The organism is Bradyrhizobium sp. Y36, from assembly GCF_002531575.1.
Lineage (GTDB): Bacteria > Pseudomonadota > Alphaproteobacteria > Rhizobiales > Xanthobacteraceae > Bradyrhizobium.
Genome location: NZ_NWTI01000024.1, coordinates 36247 through 54262 on the forward strand (window position 1 = coordinate 36247; position 18016 = coordinate 54262).

Genomic DNA, 18016 nt, shown 5'->3' on the forward strand with positions numbered 1-18016 from the left:
GCGATGCAAAGCATCGAACTCCGGTGCGCAACTGCGCACCTGAGAATCTCGAGATCCCGGGTTCGCCTCTTCGAGGCGCCCCGGGATGACGAGCTTCGCTCGTCAGTTCGCCGCAGCCGCCGTCACGGTGTCGCGCTGGCGCTTCATGACGATCTTGTTGAGCGCGCCGAGATAGGCCTTGGCCGAGGCCACCAGCGTGTCCGGATCCGCCGCGCGCGCCGTCATCGAGCGGCCGTCCTGGGACAGCCGCACCGACACTTCCGCCTGCGCGTCGGTGCCTTCGGTGACCGCGTGGACCTGGTACAGCTCGAGCTTGGCCTCGTGCGGCACCAGGCGCTTGATGCAGTTGAACACCGCATCGACCGGACCGTTGCCCTCGGCCTCCTCGATCTTGATCTGGCCGTCGACGTCCAGCTTCATGGTCGCGCGCTGCGGGCCATGGGTGCCGGCGATCACGGTCAGCGAGGTCAGCTTGATGCGGTCGTGCGAGGCCGCCATCTCCTCGTCGACCAGCGCCTCGATGTCCTCGTCGTAGATGTCCTTCTTGCGGTCGGCCAGCGCCTTCATCCGCGTGAACGCATCTTCCAGCTGGTTCGGGCCGAGCTTGTAGCCCATCTCCTCCAGCTTGTGCACGAAGGCGTGGCGGCCGGAGTGCTTGCCCAGCACCAGCGAGGACTGCTTCAGGCCGACCATTTCGGGCCGCATGATCTCGTAGGTGGAAGCGTCCTTCAGCACGCCGTCCTGGTGGATGCCGCTCTCGTGCGCGAACGCGTTCCGGCCGACGATGGCCTTGTTGTACTGGACCGGGAACGAGGTCGCCGCCGACACCACCTTGGAGGCGCGGGTCAGCTGCGTGGTGTCGATCTTGTTCCAGTAGGGGAATTTGTCGTTGCGCACGTTGATCGCCATCACGATCTCCTCGAGCGCAGCGTTGCCGGCGCGCTCGCCGATGCCGTTGATGGTGCACTCGACCTGGCGCGCGCCGCCGACGATGCCGGCCAGCGAGTTCGCCACGGCCATGCCGAGGTCGTTATGGCAATGCACGGAGAACACGGCCTTGTCCGAGTTCGGCACGCGCTCGATCAGCGTCTTCATGAAGTGGGTGTATTCCTCCGGCACCGTGTAGCCGACGGTGTCGGGGATGTTCACCGTGGTGGCGCCGGCCTTGATCACGGCCTCGACGATGCGGCACAGGAAATCCATCTCGCTGCGGGTGCCGTCTTCGGCCGACCATTCGACGTCGTCGATCTGGTTGCGGGCACGGGCCACCATCGCGACCGAGGTATCGAGCACCTCTTCCGGCGTCTTGTTCAACTTCACCCGCATGTGCAGCGGCGAGGTCGCGATCACGGTGTGGACGCGGCCGCGCTTGGCGAACTTCACCGCCTCGGCGCAGCGGTCGATATCGGCGGGATGGGCACGGGACAGGCCGGCGATGACGGCGTTCTTGGAGCGCCGCGCGATCTCGCTCACCGCTTCGAAGTCGCCCTGCGACGTGATCGGGAAGCCGGCCTCGATCACGTCGACGCCCATATCGTCCAAGAGCTCGGCGACCTCGAGCTTCTCCTCGAAGGTCATGGTGGCGCCGGGGCACTGCTCGCCGTCGCGCAGCGTGGTGTCGAAAATGATGACGCGGTCCTTCTCGGACTTGTTCACGGTGGCCATTTCAAATTCCTTTTGAGCTTTTGCGCCGTTCAGACTGTTTTCGTCCCTGGCGCTTGAGGTGTCCGGTGATCTCGACCAACCCCTGAGCGCCCAGGCGCATGGCGCCCAGCCGGCCCTCAGGGGCAGCTAAGAAGAAGCCCGCCAAGAAGCAGGGTGGGCAGCAGCGCGGCCGGGATCGTGGCGGCGGCCAGAGCCACCTCCCCCGAAATCCCATCGATTTGGCCGCGAATCAGCATTGCCAGACCCTTTTGAGCCCACAAATCCTCGGACAAAACCGTTGACGGTTGGTTGCCGGGAGGCCCAGTGCTCGTTTCTAGACGAGAAATGGCAGCAACTGCAACGCCAAAAGATGGTCAGGGTGGTTGACCTGATTGCGCGGGGCGCAGGTTCTGCACGGCGCCGCCGCGCGCAGGCGTCGCGGCGCGGAGCCGGGTGCCGGGGGCGGCACGGCGACCGGTGGCGTGGGCCCCCGGCTCTGCAGCGCACCACCCCGGACGATGCGACGCATCGCCGGCCGCTGCGCTGCGTCCGGGGCACGGGAGCGGAGGGTGGCGCTGGCTCTTCGCAATGACGGAGTGTGAGGCGATGGCCTGCTTCTCCAAGTGACAACTGTCATTCCCCGCGAAGGCCGGGAATCCAGTACGCCGCGGTGTCTCGGTTCGATCATTGCGGCCTCTGGAATACTGGATCGCCCGGTCGAGCCGGGCGATGACACTGCGTATCTGGTGGCAGCAAGTGCCGTAGGGTGGGCAAAGGCGCACTTGCGCCGTGCCCACGACCTTTCTCCATGAGCAACAGGACGTGGGCACGCTTGCGCTTTGCCCACCCTACGACATCGCGCCTTTGGCACGCAGCTCGGCTGACAGACATGCATTCACGACCTCGCGGCGCAATTCGCCCGAGCTTTGCTTGATCGCATCGCCCTCTTTGCCGAGAGGGCGCAGGGAAGACCGGGTGCTGACCTCGCACCCGCGGTCCGCTGCGCGAAATGCACACGCAGGAAGAACCGCACAGCAGCATACAGGTGGTGCCAATCACTCGGCCTTCCCTGCGCGATGGTCGGACGGCTTATGCCGTGCTCTCCCGGGAGCCGAACTTTCCTTCTGGCCTCCCTCGCCCCGCGAATTGACAATGCCGTCCGCCCGGTTGGGCTCGCGCACATCTCCGCGAAAGGCTTGACCGTAGCAACGACGGCCAGGACCACACGGTTTTGCCGTACGCGTTCAGCGTCGCTCGTCTGCACGCAGGTCCCGGGCTCACAGGGACTACCCGCCCTGCCCGTCCCATCTCGTGCCGACGCTGCCGCGTCCACCGCAAGCCCGGCTCGCGATCAAGACGACGACGAGATCGCCCCTCTTGGTGAGCCGGGATAGGCAACACCTACGACAATTCCGAATTTCGGTAAAGTGGAATATTTTTGCGCGGATGGATTGACACGGGGCCGACCACAGGGCCGGTGCCGTAGCCCGGATGGAGCGAAGCGTAATCCGGGAGTCGAAGATGCCGGGCGAGCGGCCCCGGATTTCGCTTCGCTCCATCCGGGCTACGAGACTCGGGCTTGCCTCGCCTACACCGCGCGACGGGCGCGGGCCCTGGTCTCCCAGCGATCGAGCATCTGGCCGAGCTCGCCGTTGGACACCGGCGCCGTGATGGCGCTCGCGATCTCGTTGGTGTTGGCGGCATTGGCGGGCAGCCAATCCGGCTCGGCATATTCGCGCCAGCGGCGGGCCTCCGCACGTCGTTTGCTGGAGATGTAGTCGCGCGTGAAATAGCCGGCCGCGAACGCGATCCCCAGCAACACGATCAATACGATGACGCCACCCACGTTCTGCTCCGTTCCTTGCCTTCGGACGGTTCATGCGGGGCAATCGGCGCGAAATCATGGCTCGAACCGGGCAGAATAGGTTGCATGCCGCGCTTTGCCGCACGCATTTTCCCTGGGGCAGCGAATATCTCGAAACCCTCCTGATCGCGCATCCAAGCTCCGACACAGAGTCTGCGCGAGCGCACTCGAATATGACGACATTGCGACCTGCGATCGCGCATTGGTTTCGATTCAACCCCTCGCAACCGGCCGCGGACCGCATTAACCTCCGCTTCCGCTCGGCCGGATCAACCGGCCAGCGAACATCATTGGGAGGACGCAATGACACGCCAAGAGGCTCGTGACGACGCGGCTCGTGACCACGGGCCGCGTGAGCAGGATGCTGCGCTTTCACGACGAACACTTGTCCGGGGGCTCGCGCTCGGCGCCGCCGCGACCGTGGCCGGCCCGGCGCTGGCCCAGACCGGACCCGCCGCACCGCCGACCACCATCACCACGCCACCGCGCGATTTCGGCCCGCATGGCGCGCCCACCACCTATTTCTGGGACCCCGACATCATCGCGGTCGATCCTTCCTTCAACGATCTCGCGCAGCCCAACACCGCGATCAAGCGCCTCTACACCGGCGTGCTCTGGGCCGAGGGCCCGGCATGGAGCGCGCAGGGAAGATATCTGCTGTGGAGCGACATTCCCAACAACCGGCAGATGCGCTGGAGCGAGGACGACGGCCGCGTCAGCGTGTTTCGCACACCGTCCAACAATTCCAACGGCAACTCCTTCGACTTCCAGGGCCGGCAGCTCTCCTGCGAGCACCTGACCCGCCGAGTGACGCGCTACGAGCATGACGGCACCGCCACCGTGCTCTGCGACAATTACAACGGCAAGAAGCTGAACTCGCCGAACGACGTCGTCGCGCATCCCGACGGCAGCTACTGGTTCACCGATCCTCCCTATGGCGGCCAGCTCTACGAAGGCGAGCCGGATGCCGCCGGTGGCGCGAGCAATGCGGGCGGCAAGCTCAATCCGAAGATCGGACAGCCGGCCGGTTTCACGCCGGGCAAGCGCGAGCTGCCGACCAATTGCTATCGCATCGACCCGTCCGGCCGCATCGACCTCGTCGTCACAGAGGAGCAGGTGCCTGACCCGAACGGCCTCTGCTTCTCGCCCGACTACAAGAAGCTGTACGTCGCCTCCACCGGCAAGGGCCCGGGCGATACCGGCCCCGGCGGCAAGGGCGAGATCTTCGTGTTCGACGTCGGCGGCGACAACAAGCTGTCGAACGCCAAGAAGTTCAGCGATTGCGTGGTCGACGGCGTGAAGTGCGGGCCCGATGGCCTGCGCTGCGACGTCAACGGCAACGTCTGGGCCTCCAGCAATGCCGGCCGCGCTGTCGGCTACAACGGCGTGACGGTGTGGTCGCCGGAAGGCAAGCTGCTCGGCCGCATCCGCCTGCCGGAAGTGTGCGGCAACATCACCTTCGGCGGCCCCAAGCGCAACCGCCTGTTCATGGCCGCGAGCCAATCGCTGTATGCGGTGTTCACGGCAACGCAAGGTGCAGGACCAGGCTGAGCCACGACACAGGCAGGGCGCCGGCACGAAAGGCCGGCGTCCCTTCCGCAGCTATCGTAGGGTGGGCAAAGGCGCAACGCGACGTGCCCACAATCTCGTGCTGCATTGACGGGACCGTGGGCACGCTCCGCTTTGCCCACCCTACGGCACCGCCTTCTGCCGCGCGATCTGCGGATCGATCGCGGTAAACACCTCTACTTGACGACGATCTCGCGCTGACGTGGTTCCGCAGCCCCAATCAAGCTGCACCGTGGGCCAATCTCCGCCATCAAGCCAAAGATGATGCGCGATGCGGCAAAGCCGCAGCGTGGCGCGCGGGCATGATGCCCCGGCGCGATCCGCGCCTGACACGGACCGGGAGTCTTCACGATGCGCCATATGCCAAACGACACCATCATCGTCAGCGTCGGAAGCGAGGAACTCGTGATCGCGTTCGGAGACGCCGGTCTGCCGGTCGACGGCCGCGGCGGCAACGACATCATGGTCGCAACGGTCGATGGCGGACCCAGCAGCCTGCTGTTTGTCGGCGACGAGTCGACCCTGAACGGCCGATCGCATGGCGGCAACGACCTTCTGGTCGCGACGGTCGAGGGGCGCCTGCCCTACGTGTTCTTTGACGGCGACGCGCAGATCATGTCCGACCAAGCCCGCGGCGGCAACGACGTGCTGCATGTCGACGCCTCGAACGCGACCTATGCGAACGTCTATCTCTCCGGCGACGCCGAACTTGCCATGACCGGCAGTGCCAAGGGCGGCAATGACCTCATCACGGCAGAGATGGGCGACAGATCGTCTGGTGCGTTCAGCGGCGATTCGGGACCGCTGATGAGCGGCAATAGCCAAGGCGGTAACGACATCGTCAGCGTGGCGCAGACCGGCGCCTCCGGCAACGCGTCGATATCGGGCGATGCCCTGGTGTCCATGATCGGCGATGCACGCGGCGGCAACGACATCCTCATCTATACGGCCGGCGTCGGCGCGCAGTCCGGCAGCGCATCGCTCATCGGTGATGGCGGGGACATGAGCGACAATGCCCGTGGTGGGAATGACATTCTGATCGCAGCCGTCGCCGGCAACCCCGACTCGACGTCCATCACCCTGTTCGGCGATGCCTCGCAGATGACCGGCAATGCGCAGGGCGGCAACGATATTCTCTACGGCAGCGATCGCGGCGATCTTCTCTATGGCGATGCGCGAGCCTACAACCCGTTCGTGGGCGGCGCGATCACCGGCGGCCGGGACGTTCTCAACGGCGGGGGCGGCAACGACCAGCTCTGGGGCGGGCCGAACAACGATCTATTCGTATTCAGCGCGGGCTCGGGCCAGGATGTGATCAACGATTTCGATCAGGGCAACAAGGCCGGCGGCAGCACGGCGCGGGAGCATGACGTGATCGACGTCCACGCCTATGGCTTTGCCGGCTGGGCCGCGCTGAAGAACTTGATCGGCGACGACGGCGCCGGCAATGCGGTGATCCACCTGACGGCCAATGACACGATCACGCTGGACGGCATCCACGCCGCCGACCTCAACGCGAGGGACTTCATCGTCTGAGGCGCGCTGATCCGGACGGTCGCGTGCAGGCCGCATACGCATGGGCGTCGCCGAAATCTGCATGACTGCGCATGTCTCTATTTGCGCAGCGCTAGACTTTAGTTCGCTCTCACAATCCTGAACGCAGTTTCACTTGCCGACAGTAGCCTCGCCGCTATAGTTGCGCCCAATAGCTCACAAGAGGCTTGTTCAAGGAGAGAAACAACATGAAGAAAAGACTCTCTGTTGCATTGCGAATTCGCTCGACGCCGCCGTGACCGGCGCGCCGGAGCACGTCGTCAGGACTGACGCCAGTCTCCCGAGCACTCCATCAAGCCGACCCGCGAACTGATCGGAACCCATCCGGGCCTCGCCCGGAATGATTTCCGCATGGCGGGCGCACAGCACCTTTTCCTCCAAGCGGCAGCCGGACTGCCCGGCCAAATCATCAATGCGAGTCTTCCAGATCCTGATCGATGGCTTTGCCATCAGCGCTCTCTACGCCCTCGGTGCCACCGGCTTCACCCTGATCTTCGGCGTCTCGGGCGTGCTCAACCTCTCTCACGGTGCCATCATGGTCGCTGCAGCGGTGGCGGCATGGGCCGCAGCCAGCGTGCTCAATGTCGGCACCTATGCCGGCGCGCTGATCGGCGTCGGCGTCGCCCTCCTCACGGCGTTTGCCACCTATTTCGCGGTGGTGAAACCGATCCAGGATTCCCGGCGCATCCCGAACGAGGAGAAGGAGATCTTCGTCCTCACGGGCACGCTGCTGTGGGGCATCATGATCCAGGAGGTGATCGCCTATTTCTTCACCAACAACGCCAAGACCGTGCTGCCGATCGTCGAGGGCGTGGTCGAGATCCTCGGCGTACGGACGCCGAAGAACGAGATCTTCACCGCCATCGTGTGCTGCCTCGTCATCGCGCTGCTGTGGCTGCTGGTGAACCGCACCCGCACCGGCAAGGCGGTGCTGGCGGCCTCGATGAACCCGCGCGGCGTCACGCTGCTGGGGCTCGAGCTCACCAACATCTACATCGTGGTGTGGGCGATCTACGGCATCCTCGCCGGCATCGCCGGCGTGCTGCTGGGCATGTTCCTCGGCGTCAGCTCCTATAGCGTCGGCCCTTTGACGGCGAGCGCGTTCTCGATCGTCGTGCTCGGCGGCCTCGGCAGCGTCTCCGGCTCGCTGATCGCGGCCTTCGTGGTCGGCTATCTCGAGACGCTGACGGCTTACCTGGTCTCGCCGGCCTATCGCACCATCCCGGCGCTGCTGCTGCTCGTGTTCGTGATGTATATCCGGCCGCAGGGCCTCTTGGGGAGGCGCTGAGATGTCGAACTTCTTCACCACGCGCCTGTTCTTCATCTCGCTCGCGCTCGTCGTGATCGCAGCGACGCTGCCGCTCTACGTCTCCGGCTATGTGCTCGGGCTGCTCACCGTCGCGTTCTATTTCGGCGTGTTCGCCATGGCCTGGGATCTGCTGTTCGGCTTTGCCGGCGAAGTGAATTTCGGACCGACCTTCCTGATCGGCGTCGGCGCCTACACCGCCGGCATCCTCAACGCCCAGTTCGGCTGGTCGGTCTATCCCTGCATCGTGCTCGGCGCGCTCGCCTCCGTCGTCGCCGGCCTCGTGCTGGCGCTGCCGGCGCTCAGGGTGCGCGGCCCCTATTTCGGCCTGACCACGCTGGTCGCCGTGCTGATGCTGCAGAATTTCATCGTGGTGTTCGCCGATCTCACCGGCGGCGAGATCGGGCTCACCATCCCCGACGTCATCAGCATCAATGCCGGCACCAACTACTGGATCGCGCTCGGCTTCATGACGATCTCCGCCGCGATCCTCTATGGCCTGTCGCAATCGCCGATCGGGCTCGTGCTGCAGGCCAGCGGCCAGGACCCGGTCCAGGCCGGCGCGCTCGGCTTCAACATTGTCAAGCACAAGCTCGCCGCCTTCATCGTCTCCGCGTTCTTCTCCGGATTGTCAGGCGCGCTGCTGGTGTTCTATTTCGGCACCGCCTCGGTCGGCACGGTCGTCGACGTCGCGGTCGGCGTCAACGTGATCGTCTCGGCCGTGCTCGGCGGCCGCCGCACCGTGCTCGGCGCGGCGCTGGGCGCGATCTTCCTGATCGTCGCCGGCGAGTTCCTGCGCCCGACCGGCGAGCTTGCGACCTTCATCGTCTCAGCGGTGGCGCTGCTCGTGGTGCTGTTCTTCCCCGGCGGCTTCCTCGGGGCGGCCCTCTCGCGTGAGGCTCGCTCGTGATGGATATGAGGCTTTCAAACCGGGCCGTGCTCGAAGTCCGCGGCCTGACCAAGCGCTTCGGCGGCCTGACCGCGGTGAAGAACCTCGGCTTCGAGGTCAACAGCGGCGAGATCTTCGGCCTGATCGGGCCGAACGGCTCGGGCAAATCGACCGCGATGAAGAGCGTGATGGGGATCGAGCGCCCCACCGCGGGCGAGGTGATCTTCGAGGGCGAGAACGTCGCCGGCCTGCCCGCGCACAAGATCGCGCGAAAAGGCTTCGGCATGGTGTTCCAGCACTCGCGGCCGCTGAACCGGCAGACGGTGCTGGAGAACATCCTGGTCGCGCTGCTGCCGGACAGCCTGTTCATGCTGTTTCCCGACAAGGCGCTGGTCGAGCGCGCCAAATGGATCGCCGAGCGCGTCGGCCTCGGCAACGTGATGAACCGCCGCCCGCCGACGCTGCCCTTTGCCGACCTGCGCCGGCTCGAGCTCGCCAAGGCCATCGCGCGTGATCCCAAGGTCGTGCTGGTGGACGAGCCCTTCGCCGGCCTGACGCGCGCCGAGGTCAACACCTTCTCCGACCTGATCCGCAGCTTTCGCGACGAGGGCCGCGCGGTGATGCTGGTCGACCACAACGTCAAGAGCGTCGCCGCGCTCGTCGACCGCGTGCTCGCGATGTATCTCGGCGAGGAGATCGTCACCGGCAAGGCCGACGAGGTCATGCGAAACGAGACGGTGCGCCGGGTCTATCTCGGCGGCGCCATCGAGACCCATGCGCGGCCGGAGACCAGCTTCAAGGACAAGGTGCCGCTGCTCCAGGTCGAGAATGTCAGCGTGTTCTACGGCAAGGCCCAGGCGCTGGAGAACGTCTCGATCCACGTCCACGAGGGCGAGTTCGTCTCGGTGGTCGGCCTCAACGGCGCCGGCAAGACCACGCTGTTCAACACCATCTCCGGTTTCCTGCCCTATAGCGGCGAGATCGTCCGCGGCGGCGAAAAGCTGCGCGGCACCAGCCCGGCCAAAATCGCCCGCAGCGGCCTCGTGCAGTGTCCTGAATCGCGCGAGCTGTTCGGCGAGATGAGCGTGCGGGAGAACCTCGATCTCGGCGGCCAGCACCTTGCCGACGACAAGCGCGCCGCACAGCTCGCCTGGCTGTTCGAGCTGTTCCCGATCCTGAAGGAGCGCCAGAGCCAGATGGCGCAGACGCTCTCCGGCGGCGAGCAGCAGATGCTGGCGATCGGCCGCGCGCTGATGATGCAGCCGCAGATCCTGATCCTGGACGAGCCGACGCTGGGGCTTGCGCCCGTCATCCTCGAGCAATTGTCCAAGGCGTTGACGAAGCTGCGGGAGACGACGGCGATCACGGTGCTGCTCGGCGAGCAGAACGTCACCTTCGCCCTGCCGCATGCCGACCGCGTCTACGTGCTCGAACACGCCCGGATCGTCTGGGAGGGCGATCCCGGCCGCTTCGCGAGCGAGGCCGGCGCCGATTTTCTGTAAGTCATCGACATCAAGAAGAAGCATAGAAAGGGAAACGACCATGCGACCATCTTTTCCGAGCCTCAGCCTGCTCACCTCCGCGCTTGCGCTGTGCCTTGCCGCGCCCGCTTATGCCCAGTCGAACGACCCGATCAAGATCGGGGTCATTGCCGAGGTGCAGTCGATCGCGGGCGCCGCGACCCCGGGCGGCGCCCAGATCGCCGCCGACGAGATCAACGCCAAGGGCGGCATTCTCGGCCGCAAGGTCGAGATCGTCACCTACGACAACAAGAGCTCCTCGGCCGATTCCGTGCGCGCTTTCCAGCGCGCGGTGAGCGAGGACAAGGTCTCCGCGGTGATCGCGAGCTACATCTCCGAGGTCGTGCTGGCGCTGGAGCCCTGGGCAGCGCGGCTGAAGATGCCGCTGATCACGCCGGGTGCGGCGTCGAACGAGATCACCAAGGCGATCCACAACGACTATGAGAAGAACAAGTACACCTTCCACGGCTATCTGACCTCGGCGGCCCAGGCCCAGCTCGTCTGCGACGCCGCCAAGGACCTCCTCGTCGACAAGCTCAAGTTCAAGACGGTCGCGATCATGAGCGAGGACGCCGCCTGGACCAAGCCGCTCGACGTCGGCTACGAGGCCTGCCTGCCCAAGGCTGGACTGAAGGTCGTCGAGCACGTGCGCTTCTCGCCCGATACCACCGACTTCACGCCGATCTTCAACAACATCGAGAGCAAGAAGCCCGACGTGATCGTGACCGGCATCTCGCATGTCGGCGTGCAGCCGACGGTGCAGTGGAAGAACCAGCAGGTGCCGATCCCGATGTTCGGCATCTCCGCGCAGGCGCTGAGCCCGACCTTCTGGAAGGACACCAACGGCGCTGCCGACGGCATCCCCTCGCTGGCGGTCGCAACGCCCGACGTCGCGGTGACTTCGAAGACCAAGCCGTTCGCGGCCGCCTTCAAGGCGAAGTTCGGCCAGCCGCCGGCCTATACCGGCTACACCGCCTATGACGAGGTCTACATGATCACCGACGCGATCAAGCGCGCCGGTTCGACCGATCCCGACAAGATGGTCACGGAGCTGGAGAAGACCGATTACGAGGGCACGATCGGCCAGATCCAGTTCTACGGCAAGAACGACGAGTTCACCCACGGCATCAAGTCCGGCCCGGGCACCGTCACCGGTCTCGTCTTCCAGTGGCAGGACCAGAAGCAGGTCGTGGTCTGGCCGGAGAAGATCGCGGAAGGCAAGATGAAGTTTCCGAACTTCGTGAAGCTGTCGCAGTAACCGGCGGGCCGGCCCCCGGCCCCGCGTCCCCTGCAAGGCCCGTCGCGATGCCAGCGGCGGGCCTTGTTGCTTTGTGCAGAACGGAACCGGCGTGCTGGCCTCGGAGGACCCATCCTGCGATCTTGCCGTTACCCCTCATTCGGGGCGGAGGCGCGAGATGGACGATCGAGCAAGACAAACCGGGAGCCCGACGCAGGACGACGGCTTCGTTCGGGTCCGCGGTGCGCGCGAGCACAATCTCAAGAACGTCGACGTCAGGATCCCGCGCAACGCCCTCGTCGTGTTCACCGGCGTGTCGGGCTCTGGCAAATCCTCGCTCGCCTTCGGGACGATCTATGCGGAGGCGCAGCGGCGCTACCTGGAATCGGTGTCGCCCTATGCGCGGCGGCTGTTTCACCAGATGCAGATTCCTGAGGTCGACGACATCGAGGGCCTGCCGCCGGCCGTGGCACTGCAGCAGCAGCGCGGCGCGCCGACGACGCGGTCCTCGGTCGGCAGCGTCACCACCATCTCGAACCTGCTGCGGATGCTCTATTCCCGCGCCGGCGATTATCCGCGGGGGCAGCCGATGCTCTATGCGGAGGCGTTCTCGCCGAACACGCCGGAGGGCGCCTGCCCGACCTGCCACGGCATCGGGCGGATGCTCGACGTCACCGAGACATCGATGGTGCCCGACGACACCAAGACGATCCGCGAGCGCGCCGTCGCAGCCTGGCCAAGTGCCTGGCAGGGCCAGAACCTGCGCGACATCCTGACGACGCTCGGCTACGACGTCGACAGGCCCTGGCGCGAGCTGCCGAAGAAGGACCGCGACTGGATCCTGTTCACCGAGGAGCAGCCGACCGTTCCTGTCTATGCCGGCTACGATGCCGCCGAGGTCAAGCGGGCCCTGCGCCGCAAGGAGGAGCCGAGCTATCAGGGCACCTTCACGGGCGCCAAGCGCTACGTGATGCAGACCTACGCCAAGTCCGAGAGCGCGATGATGAAGCGCCGCGTCGCGCAATTCATGATCACGCGGGACTGCCCGACCTGCCACGGCACACGGCTGAAGCCCGAGGCGCTCAAGGTGAAGTTCGCCGGGCGCAACATCGCCGAAATGTCGCATCTGCCGCTCAAGGAGATGCACGAGGTGATCAAGCCGTTCGCAAAAGGCTCGGCGGACAAATCGGAAAAGACCGTCGTAGCCCGGCGCATCTGCGAGGATCTGTCGGCGCGCCTCGCCGTGCTGATCGATCTCGGCCTCGGCTATCTCGCCTGCGAGCGCAGCACGCCGACGCTGTCGCCGGGCGAATTGCAGCGCTTGCGCCTTGCGACGCAGGTCCGCTCCAACCTGTTCGGCGTCGTCTACGTGCTCGACGAGCCGTCCGCGGGCCTGCACCCCGCCGACACCGAGGCGCTGCTGCGGGCGCTGGACCGATTGAAGCACGCCGGCAACTCGATCTTCGTGGTCGAGCACGAGATCGAGGTGATCAGGCATGCCGACTGGCTGGTGGATGTCGGCCCCGACGCCGGCGACGGCGGCGGGCTCGTCCTCTACAGCGGGCCACCGGCAGGGCTCGGCGAGATCGCGCAATCGCGCACCGCGCATTATCTCGCCCGCCCCCGCAAGAAGCTGCCGGCGGTCCGTCGCGAGCCGAAGCGGCATCTGAAGCTGAGGGGCGTGACCCGCAATAATCTGCGCGGCCTCGACGTCGACATCCCGCTCGGTGTCATCGCGGGCATCACCGGCGTGTCGGGCTCCGGCAAATCGAGCCTGATCAGCCAGTTCCTCGTCGATACCGTGGCCGCACATCTCGGCCATACGCTCCCCACGGACGCAGACGACGACAGCCTTGCGCCCACGGTCGAGACACTGGGCGGCAAGATCGTTGCCGGCCTCGACCACATCAACCGCCTCGTTGTCGTCGACCAGAAGCCGATCGGCCGCACGCCGCGCTCCAACCTTGCGACCTATACCGGCCTGTTCGATCATGTGCGAAAGCTGTTCGCGGCGACGCCGCAGGCAAAATCACGCCGCTACGATGCCGGCCGCTTCTCCTTCAACGTCGCCAAGGGCCGCTGTGCGACCTGCGAAGGCGAGGGCTTCGTCTGCGTCGAGCTGCTGTTCCTGCCCAGCGTCTACGCGCCCTGCCCGGCCTGCAAGGGCGCGCGCTACAACGCCAAGACGCTGGAGGTGAAGATCCGCGGCAAATCCATCGCAGACGTATTGGCGATGCGCGTGGACGAGGCTTTCGACTTCTTCGGTGACGATTCCGCCCTGAGCCGGTCGCTCGCGGTCGTGCGCGAGGTCGGGCTCGGCTATATCCGCCTCGGCCAGTCCGCAACCGAATTGTCCGGCGGCGAGGCCCAGCGCATCAAGCTCGCGACCGAGCTGATGCGTCCGCAACGCGGCCATACGCTCTATGTGCTGGACGAGCCGACCACCGGCCTTCATCCGCGCGACGTCGAGCGGCTGATCGCGCAGTTGGAGCGGATCGTGGACGCCGGCAACAGCGTGATCGTGGTCGAGCACGACATGGACGTCGTGGCGCACAGCGACTGGATCATCGATCTCGGACCCGGGGCCGGCGACGAGGGCGGCCGTGTCGTCGCGGCGGGAACGCCCGAGCGGGTCGCCGAGGCCGGCGGCAAGACGGCGCCATATCTGGCGCGGCGGTTGAAGCAGTAGCGCGCGATCGAGCTGGCCGCGCCGTCATTTCGCAATTGCGTTCAGCGCAGTCGACGACTGACCTCGACTTTCGCGATGTTGACTTTCCGCGATCCCCCTCCCCATACTTCGCAAAAAAATAACAACCAATCATAAAACGGTTTTGAGGGAGGATAGGATGCCGACTTCACGCAGGCAGCTGCTGAAGGGTACGGCGGCTGCCGCCGCTACGCTCAGCCTCGATTGGACCAGGGCCCAGGCGCAGGCCGAGAATTTGCGCATCGGCCTGATCTACGACCTCACCGGCCCGTTCGCCGCCGGCGGCTCCGTCGCCTCCTCGGTCGGCGCGCAGATCGCCATCGATCTCGTCAACGAAAAAGGCGGCATCGGCGGCAAGACCAGGATCGTGCCTGTTGCCGTGGACTCCCAGAGCAAGGCCGATGTTGCCATCAACGAAGCCGAGCGGCTGATCAGCCAGGAAAAGATCGACATCATCAACGGCGTCTATTCCAGCGCCCACGCAGTGCCGATGGCGGCGAAGGTCGAGCAGCAGAAGAAGATCCTCTGGATCACGACCGCGGTCTCGACCGCCGTGTTCAAGGACAAGAACCTGCAGTATGTGTTTCGCGCGCAGATTCATTCCGACCAATACGGCCAGGCCTTTGCCGGCTTCCTCGCCGAGCACGCGCAGGCCAAGCTCGGCATGGATCCCAAGGACGTCAAGGTCGCGTTGATCCACGAGGACGGTCCCTATGGCGTCGGCGTCGCCGCCGCGGACGAGGCCTACGCCAAGCAGGCCGGCATCCAGGTGGTGTTGCGCGAAGGCTACTCGGCATCCGCTCCCGACCTGTCGGTGCTCGTCACGAAAATCAAGCGCGCCAAGGCCGACGTGATCTCGCATGCCGGCTACAACCCCGACATCACCCTGTTCCTGCGCCAGGCCCGCGAGAGCGGGTTGCGCTTCAAGATGCTGTTCGGGGCCGGTGCGGGCTACAGCCAGCTCGACAAGCTGCGCGCCACGTTTGGTGCCGACATCGACAATTTCTGCAACATCGATCCGGTGCCGGCGCAGCTGCTCGATCCCGCCAAGCTGGCGCCGGGCATGGGCGACCTGATCAGGACCATGGTCTCGCGCTATCAGACCAAGACCGGCGCGACCGACGTGCCGCCGCACTGCTCGATGGGCTTCAACCAGACCTGGGTGCTGCTCAACAACGTGCTGCCGGTCGCCAGAGAGAAGTACGGCAGCTTCGAGCCCGAAGCGATCCGGAAAGCAGCACTCGACGTCGACATCCCCGCGGGCGGCACCATCCAGGGCTACGGCGTGAAATTCTTCCCGCCGGGCACGCCGCTGTCCGGCCAGAACGAGCGCTCGACGCCGGTGGTGATGCAGAACGCCGGCGAGCACATTTCGGTGGTGTGGCCGACGAATATCCGGACGCAGGACCCGGTGTTTCCATTGCCGAAGGGCTCGACTTACGGGACGTGAGGGGCGGCGGCGGCGGTGCACCCTCTCCCACTTGCGGGAGAGGGGGGCTCGTCGCGTAGCGGCGATACGGTGAGATCGCTTTCACGTGCGATTGCGCTGACACGTTGCAATCAAGCGCACTTGCATCCACCGGTCATTGCATTCGCGCTATAGTTGGATTTTCGGCTGCGAGGCGGCGCGTACAAGTTGTGACACGAAGTCCTGTTGAAACAAAAACCTCTTAAAGTGTGATCCAGGTAATTAGTCCCGCTTCGTTTTGGCACGTACAAGGCGGACATCCGATCCCGTCCAGCGTTGGTCGACGGCCTCGCAAATCCGGCTCGCATGACGAAGCCGCCCAGCAGGGATCAGGCATTTCAAAGCGTAGGTTTCAACGGTTGGGGGTGACGATGCCCGCCATATTCGAATTGCTCTACAAGGAATTTTGCCGCGCCCGGCTTGCCGAAATGCGCAAGCAGCTTCTGCTCACAGGCAAACGTCCCGAGCTCCTTGGGGCGGATGACGGTTTCTCCGACCCGGATGGCGCCGACAGAACCGATGCGACGCCCCCGGAGGAATGGACTCGCGTCAGGAAATAACGTCCGTCCCTTTGCCGTACCTGCATTTGTAGACAAGCAGATTTCAGGAGGCACTCTTGAACACACCCGAATTCTATGCTGCGTCGATTGCCTGCCTCTCCTGCATGACGATTGCGCTCATGATCGCCGTCGGCGCCTGGTAGCGACGGCATCGCTCTATTTGTGAGGGAAACTCTCCACGCGTTTAGGGTGGGCAAAGACATCGTAGGGTGGGCAAAGGCGCACTTGCGCCGTGCCCACGATCTCCCTCGATCAGGACGGAACACGTGGGCACGCTGCGCTTTGCCCACCCTACGATGCGGCGTCGATCGCGATCATGATTGCCGTCGGCGCATGTTAGCAGCATCGCTCTATTCGTGAGGGACACTCTCCACGCGCTCGATATCGTAGGGTGGGCAAAGGCGCAACCGCGCCGTGCCCACGATCTCCCTCGATCAGGACGGAAGACGTGGGCACGCTGCGCTTTGCCCACCCTGCGATGCTATCGGAAAATAGCGAGGGCGCGGCGCGTCCTACAGCACCACCCGCCGTCCCTCCTCCGCCGCCCAATAGCCGGCGTAGTTCACCTTGATCGTCTCATAGGCCAGCGCGAGATCCGACAGCGGCTGGCGGCCTGTGGCGACGCATTCCATGAAGTCCTGGATCTCCTGCAAGTAGCCGCGCGTCCATTCCTCCTCGAGGCAGACATATTGCCAGCCGGTTTTGCGGTCGACCTTTTCGGTGATGTAGACGCTCGCGAGCTTCTCCTCGCTGGTCTGGTAGCTCATCAGGTGATTGTTGGGCGTGATGTTGGCGAACAGCGAGCCGCCGGACGTGTAGGTCTCGATCAGGTTGCGCACACCGCCCATGATCATGTCGCCGGAGAACACGGTCGCCTTGGTGCCGTCGGAGAAGGTTGCCGTGAGCGTGCCCCAATCCTCGACGTCGATGGGATTGGCCTTGATGTAGACGCGCTCCTCCGGCTTGAGGCCGGCGGTGACGTTGCCGACATCGCAGGTGACGCTGGCGACGCGAATGGTTTCGCCGCGCGCCCTGGCCTCGACCTGCTTCAGATACAGCACGGCCGAGAGCGGATGGCAGCCCATGCGGATCAGCGAGCCGCCGCCCGTCATCGCCCATTGCGCGGCATGCGCCGCGTGCGAGCCGGAATGGCTCTCCTCGCCCTTCATGAACAGGATCTTGTCTTTCGTCGCCTTGACGATCTCCGCGGTCTTGGTCACTGCCGGCGCGTAAACCCAGTCCTCGGCATACATGAAGAGCTTTCCGGTGCGCTCGATCGCGGCGCGCGTCCTGTCCATCTCCTCGATCACGCGCTGGTACATCAGCGCCTTCGGCACGTGCTTGCCGATCGGCTGCGCATCGCCGTCACGGCCGAAATAGCCGGCGAACGGCTTTTCGCAGATCACATGCTTGCCGGCCTGCATGGCGCCGACGATCATCTCCGCATGAAGATTGGGCGGGGTGCAGATGTCGACGACGTCGAGCTCGCCGTCGGCGATCAGATCGGTGAAGCTGCGATAGACGCGCGGAATGCCGTGATGCCGCGCGAATTCGACGACGCGATCGCCGCGCGCGGCCACCGCCGCGACCTCGACGTCGACACCATAGACGCGCCGGAACGCATACATATGCAGCTCCGACACGAAGCCGCAGCCGACGAGTCCCACCCTGATCTTGGCCATAGCGCCCCTCTTGCTC

Annotated in this window: 12 protein-coding genes; 9 read left to right on the forward strand and 3 right to left on the reverse strand. The window is 65.1% G+C overall.

The annotated features are described in order from the left end of the window. Window positions 1-102: 102 nt before the first annotated feature. Together CO669_RS30010 and CO669_RS30025 are read right to left on the reverse strand one after the other, a co-directional pair. Entirely contained in the window at window positions 103-1665 is a 1563-nt protein-coding gene (locus CO669_RS30010; RefSeq protein ID WP_097664970.1) for a 2-isopropylmalate synthase, read from the reverse strand. Window positions 1666-3232: 1567 nt separating this feature from the next. Then, window positions 3233-3490: a hypothetical protein gene (locus tag CO669_RS30025; protein ID WP_097664987.1), complete on the reverse strand. Its 258-nt coding sequence runs from the start codon at window positions 3488-3490 to the stop codon at window positions 3233-3235. Between the two features lie 321 nt (window positions 3491-3811). Between CO669_RS30025 and CO669_RS30030 the strand changes: the two genes are divergently transcribed. The 9 genes from CO669_RS30030 (at window position 3812) to CO669_RS30070 (ending at window position 16318) form a co-directional block, all read left to right on the forward strand. Next, window positions 3812-5059 carry an SMP-30/gluconolactonase/LRE family protein gene (locus CO669_RS30030; protein WP_198964335.1) on the forward strand — a complete coding sequence of 416 codons (1248 nt, stop codon included), beginning with the start codon at window positions 3812-3814 and terminating at the stop codon, window positions 5057-5059. A 369-nt stretch (window positions 5060-5428) separates the two neighbouring features. Then, window positions 5429-6613 (forward strand): calcium-binding protein, encoded by a 1185-nt coding sequence (locus CO669_RS30035; protein WP_198964336.1) that lies wholly within the window; start codon window positions 5429-5431, stop codon window positions 6611-6613. 430 nt (window positions 6614-7043) lie between these two features. After that, the gene (locus tag CO669_RS30040; protein ID WP_097664993.1) at window positions 7044-7919 is read left to right on the forward strand and encodes a branched-chain amino acid ABC transporter permease; all 876 of its coding nucleotides are present in this window, start codon (window positions 7044-7046) and stop codon (window positions 7917-7919) included. 1 nt (window position 7920) lies between these two features. After that, window positions 7921-8847, forward strand: a complete 927-nt coding sequence (locus CO669_RS30045; RefSeq protein ID WP_097664996.1) for a branched-chain amino acid ABC transporter permease — start codon at window positions 7921-7923, stop codon at window positions 8845-8847. Beyond that, window positions 8847-10328, forward strand: a complete 1482-nt coding sequence (locus CO669_RS30050; protein ID WP_198964337.1) for an ATP-binding cassette domain-containing protein — start codon at window positions 8847-8849, stop codon at window positions 10326-10328. The genes CO669_RS30045 and CO669_RS30050 overlap by 1 nt, the downstream gene beginning before the upstream one ends. 40 nt (window positions 10329-10368) lie before the next feature. Continuing rightward, the gene (locus CO669_RS30055; protein WP_097665019.1) at window positions 10369-11604 is read left to right on the forward strand and encodes an ABC transporter substrate-binding protein; all 1236 of its coding nucleotides are present in this window, start codon (window positions 10369-10371) and stop codon (window positions 11602-11604) included. A 157-nt stretch (window positions 11605-11761) separates the two neighbouring features. After that, entirely contained in the window at window positions 11762-14272 is a 2511-nt protein-coding gene (uvrA, locus tag CO669_RS30060; protein ID WP_097665021.1) for an excinuclease ABC subunit UvrA, read from the forward strand. Between the two features lie 157 nt (window positions 14273-14429). After that, window positions 14430-15740, forward strand: coding sequence for an ABC transporter substrate-binding protein (locus CO669_RS30065; RefSeq protein WP_097665024.1), 1311 nt, complete (start codon window positions 14430-14432; stop codon window positions 15738-15740). Window positions 15741-16129: 389 nt separating this feature from the next. After that, window positions 16130-16318 carry a hypothetical protein gene (locus CO669_RS30070; protein ID WP_143278765.1) on the forward strand — a complete coding sequence of 63 codons (189 nt, stop codon included), beginning with the start codon at window positions 16130-16132 and terminating at the stop codon, window positions 16316-16318. A 512-nt stretch (window positions 16319-16830) separates the two neighbouring features. Here the strand turns inward: CO669_RS30070 and CO669_RS30075 are convergent. Beyond that, window positions 16831-18000 (reverse strand): Gfo/Idh/MocA family oxidoreductase, encoded by a 1170-nt coding sequence (locus CO669_RS30075; RefSeq protein ID WP_097665043.1) that lies wholly within the window; start codon window positions 17998-18000, stop codon window positions 16831-16833. Window positions 18001-18016 lie beyond the last annotated feature (16 nt).